Annotated in this window: 3 protein-coding genes; all 3 read left to right on the top strand. The window is 35.0% G+C overall.

Features of this window, described 5'->3' with window-relative positions:
• Positions 1 to 2,250, top strand: a 2,250-nt coding sequence (locus Q0649_RS09780; RefSeq protein WP_298840891.1) for a 3'-5' exonuclease, incomplete at its 5' end; no start/stop codon positions are given.
• Between the two features lie 490 nt (positions 2,251 to 2,740).
• On the top strand, positions 2,741 to 3,997 hold the full coding sequence (locus tag Q0649_RS09785; protein ID WP_298840894.1) for an exonuclease SbcCD subunit D: 1,257 nt from the start codon (positions 2,741 to 2,743) through the stop codon (positions 3,995 to 3,997).
• On the top strand, positions 3,978 to 4,641 hold a 664-nt coding region (locus Q0649_RS09790; RefSeq protein WP_298840896.1), incomplete at its 3' end, for an AAA family ATPase. The genes Q0649_RS09785 and Q0649_RS09790, both read left to right, overlap by 20 nt.

Raw genomic sequence — 4,641 nt, forward strand, 5'->3', positions numbered from 1 at the left:
AAAAGAATAAAAGAATTAATGTCACATATCGATGATCAAGGGAATGAAACCGAAGCTTTTAAAGTCTATGATAAAAATATTAAAGAATATAGGAATGTTGACTATAAGGACATTGTAATATTACTTCGTGCAACCTCAGCTTGGGCACCTTCTTTCTTAGAACAATTAAAGCTTGAGAATATACCTGTTTATGCAGATACAGGTACAGGCTATTTTAGTACTGTAGAAATACAAATAATTATGAGTCTTCTTCAAATTATAGATAATCCAAGGCAGGATATACCAATGCTTGCAGTACTACGTTCCCCAATAGGAGGTTTTACCTCAGAGGAACTAGTTGATATAAGAATAGGGCAAAGGGAAGTAAGTTTTTACGAGGCGATGGTAAATTTCGTAGACTCTAAAGAAGAAAATTCCGTGGATAATGTTTTGGATTCTGAGAATAAGTATACACAATCTGAGGATAAAGAAGAGGAATCTGGGGATAAAAAGTTAGAGCCTGGGGATAAAAATTATGACATAGAAGATAAACAGCTAGATTCTGTGGATAAAAAACTTAAAAGATTCCTAAAGAAATTGGATCACTTTAGAGAAATCTGCACATATATGCCTATCGATGAGTTCATCTGGTATTTATACACGGACACAGGTTATTACGGTTATATAGGAGCCATGCCAGGAGGCCCTCAAAGACAAGCAAATTTAAAAGTGCTTTTCCAAAGGGCAAGGCAATATGAAGAGACAAGCTATAAGGGATTGTTTAATTTTATAAACTTTATAAACAAGCTAAAAGTAAGCAGTGGTGACATGGGTAGCGCTAAAACCTTAGGTGAGAATGAGAATGTAGTCAGAATAATGAGTATTCATAAAAGTAAGGGACTAGAATTCCCAGTAGTGTTTCTAAGTGGAATGGGGAAAAACTTTAATTTAATGGATATAAATAAGAGTATATTATTTCATTATGAATTAGGTTATGGACCGGATTATGTGGATCCAATTAGAAGAATTTCATATCCTACAGTGCTAAAGCAAGCACTAAAAAAGACAATAAAAATAGAAAGTCTAGCTGAGGAAATGAGAGTATTATATGTAGCATTAACAAGGGCAAAGGAAAAACTAATAATAACTGGCTCAATTAGAAATATAGATAAAAATTTATCCAGAATGAGTTCAAGCTTAGATGAGAGCAGTGAAAAGTTAGGTGAATATGAAATATTAAAAGGAAAAAGCTATTTAGATTGGATAATACCTACAGTAATTAGGCATGTTGATGGAAAACCACTCCGCGAGCGTATACAAATAGAGGATGAAAATTTACATCTCCTAAGTGATCCTTCAAGCTTTACTGTGCGTTTTTGGAATAGAGAACATATAAAGAAAGACGAGCAAATGGAAGAGGAAAATCTTGTTAGTGCAGAGGAAAGGCTTAGTCTTCTTAATGAAAAATCTATATATGATAAGGTATTAGATGATAAATTATCGCAGGAAGAATTATTATCCCAAAAATTATCCGAAGAGAAATTAATGGAAGAGATAGAAAAGAGATTGGGCTTTGTTTATAAATACGAGAAGTCTACAAAAATGCCTACAGTACTCACAGTAACAGAGCTTAAAAGAAAGTCCAACGCCTTGTTAACAGAGGCGGATTCTGGCAATATGTATGCACCAAGACTTATAAATAAACCGAAATTCCTAGAAGAAGTGAAGGGGTTATCCCCAGCTGAAAAAGGAACGGCAATGCATTCAGTACTTCAAAGATTAGATCTTACTAAAGTGACAACATCAAGTGAAATAGAAGTGCAAGTTGAAAAGCTTGTAGAAAAATTATTAATATCCAAAGAAGAGGGTAAGGCTGTCCGTATAGATAAATTAGGGAAGTTGTTTAAAACTTCACTTGGTCAAAGAATGATAAAAGCATATAGCTTAAATCTCTTAAAAAGAGAGGTTCCATTCCATATGGAAATTAGTAGTGCCGATATAGATAAAAGTCTTCCTGTAGAAATATATGGAGATGAGCAAATAATGCTTCAAGGGATAATAGATTGCTATTTCGAGGAAGATGGACAGATAATACTTGTGGATTATAAAACAGACTCCGTGAAAAATGGAGAGGTAAACTCACTAATTGACAAATATAAGTCTCAGCTCGATTATTATGCAAAAGCTCTGGAAGTTACACTGGGAGTAAATGTTAAAGAGAGATACTTATACTCGTTTAGCACGGATGAGGCGGTAGAAGTGAAACAATAAAATGTGGGATAGTTGTTAACCGTCCCCGGCATTAATCATTAAACGATGGATAGTTGTTAACCGTCCCCCCGCATTTAAGGATTAAAAGATGGATAGTTGTTAACCGTCCCACGCATTAATCATTAAAAGATGGATAGTTGTTAACCGTCCCTCGCATTTAATCATTAAACGATGGATAGTTGTTAACCGTCCCCCCGCATTTAAGGATTAAAAGATGGATAGTTGTTAACCGTCCCACGCATTAATCATTAAACGATGGATAGTTGTTAACCGTCCCCCCGCATTTAATCGTTAAACGATGGATAGTTGTTAACCGTCCCCCGCATTAATCATTAAACGAGGGATAGTTGTTAACCGTCCCCAACATTTAATCGTTAAACAAGGAATAGTTGTTAACCGTCCCTCAACTTAGCCCTCAACTTAGACCTCAACTTAGCCCCAACTTAAAAACCTTGACCAACATTAGCACCTAAAGAAAGGAGTGATAAATATGCGAATACTTCACACGTCAGATTGGCATTTGGGGAAGACATTGGAGCAGTATAGTAGGCTAGAGGAACAGGAAGAATTCCTAAAAGAATTTATAGAAATAGTTAAAGATAATGATATAGATTTAGTTTTAATAGCTGGAGATATATATGATAATGGTAACCCACCAGCAAAGGCAGAAAAAATGTTCTATAGCACTATTAGCGAGATAACAAGTAGTGGGAAGACTGCGGTGCTTGTCATTGCAGGGAATCATGATAATCCGGAAAGATTAGTAGCTGCAAGCTCCCTTGCATATGAGCATGGGGTAATATTACTTGGGGAACCTAAAAGTATAGCAAGGCAAGGCGTTTTTGGAGAATATAATACAGATAATAATTATGATTTTGAAATAATAGAAAGTGGCGAAGGATATATAGAGCTCAGCATAAGAGGGGAAAAGGCAGTTATAATAACACTTCCTTATCCAAGCGAAAAAAGGCTGAATGAAGTACTTTCCACAGAATTAAATGATGAGGATAGACAGAAGAGTTACTCGGACAGAATTGGGGAATTGTTTGATGATTTAGCTCTTAAATATAGAGATGACACCATAAATTTAGTAATATCTCACCTATACGTTATGGGAGGAGAGGAGAGCGGATCTGAGAGAAGTATACAATTAGGTGGAAGCCTTTCGGTATCGCCATCTAAATTTCCAGAGAAAGCACAGTATTGCGCCTTAGGACATCTTCATAGACCACAAAAGGTGCCAGGAACTAAGGGCAAAATAAGATATTCAGGTTCTCCAATCCAATATAGTAAGAGTGAAATAAACTATAGCAAGGGAGCATACCTTGTAGATGTTAAAGCTGGAGCAGAAGCTGAAATATCAAATATATTATTTAGAAACTATAAACCAATAGAGATATGGAAATGTGATAGCACAGAGGAAGCATTAGAGAAATGTAAGATAGAGGGCGAAAAGAAAATCTGGGTGTATCTTGAAATAAAGACTAAGGAAATAATAAGTACAGAGAACATAAAGGAAATGAAAAGATTAAGGCCGGACATAGTATCGATTCAACCTATAATAGATGAAATTGAAGATTCTAAAGAATTAAATGAGAGCTTAAGGGAGAAATCCATGGAGGAAATGTTCAAAGAATATTTTGTGCTTGCAAAGGGTGGACTTGAGCCAACAGGTGAGCTAATGGAATTGTTCCTAAGTATAGCATTAGATGAGGAGGAAACCAAAGATGAAACCAGTAAGTCTTAAGATAAAAGGGTTAAATTCTTTTGTAGAGCAACAAACTATAGAATTCTCAAAGCTTACAGAAAAAGGACTTTTCGGAATATTTGGGCCAACAGCTAGTGGTAAATCAACTATATTAGATGGGATAACTATAGCCCTTTATGGAAAAGTATCAAGGGATACTAAAGAGTTTGTAAATACAGAAACAAATGTAGTAGAAATAAGTTTTGATTTCGAAATAGGACTAGGGAAAAGCCGTAAGGCATATAGAGCAGAAAGATGTATAAAGAGATTAAAAACTGGAAACTTTAAAACTGCCTATGCAAGACTAATTGAGATAAATAAAGAAAATCCTGATGAGAACAAAGTTATAGCAGAAGGACCAAGAGATTTAGAGGAAAACATTATAAGCATTGTAGGACTAAAAGTTGAGGATTTTACAAGGTCAGTAGTATTACCTCAGGGTAAATTCAATGAATTTTTAAAGCTAACAGGAAAAGAAAGAAGAGATATGCTTGAGAGAATATTTGCTCTTGAGAAGTATGGTTCTAAGCTTTATGATAAGATAAAAAAAGTTAGGAATGAAAATTTAAACACTAAGACTTTGCTTGAGGGAGAAATGAAGGGTTATGAGAATGTAGATGAAGAATCGCATAATCAATTAAAGC

This window comes from uncultured Clostridium sp., from assembly GCF_937920395.1.
Classification (GTDB): domain Bacteria; phylum Bacillota; class Clostridia; order Clostridiales; family Clostridiaceae; genus Clostridium_AD.